Here is a 306-nt window from a genome sequence, read left to right as displayed (position 1 = left end):
GGTGCACGGCGACATCGCCCGCCCCGGCTGGCGGCTGCGCGTCTGGGACCGGGACGACACGGCCGTGCTGCGCGGCTGGGTCGCGCTGTTCGACGCCTGGTCGCTCGTGCACCCGGCGCCGGACACCCTGGAGCCCGCCGCGGTCGCCGAAGTCGTCGAGGCGGTACCGCAGTTGCTGTCCTTCCTCCAGCTGATGGCGGGGCCGGTGCCGACCGCCCAGCTCCTCGACCTCCTCGACCAGCGCGTGCGCGAACTGCGCACGGAGCGCTGCGAGATCCCCTACGTCCCGCCCGCCGGCCCCCACCG

The 306-nt window shown here is 75.8% G+C and carries 1 pseudogene; it reads left to right on the top strand.

The window, feature by feature from the left end:
* Window positions 1-306 (top strand): annotated as a pseudogene (locus G3I40_RS32650) (hypothetical protein); the annotation flags it as partial.

Source organism: Streptomyces sp. SID14478, assembly GCF_010548525.1.
Classification (GTDB): domain Bacteria; phylum Actinomycetota; class Actinomycetes; order Streptomycetales; family Streptomycetaceae; genus Streptomyces.
This window is presented reverse-complemented; position numbering and strand designations above follow the sequence as displayed.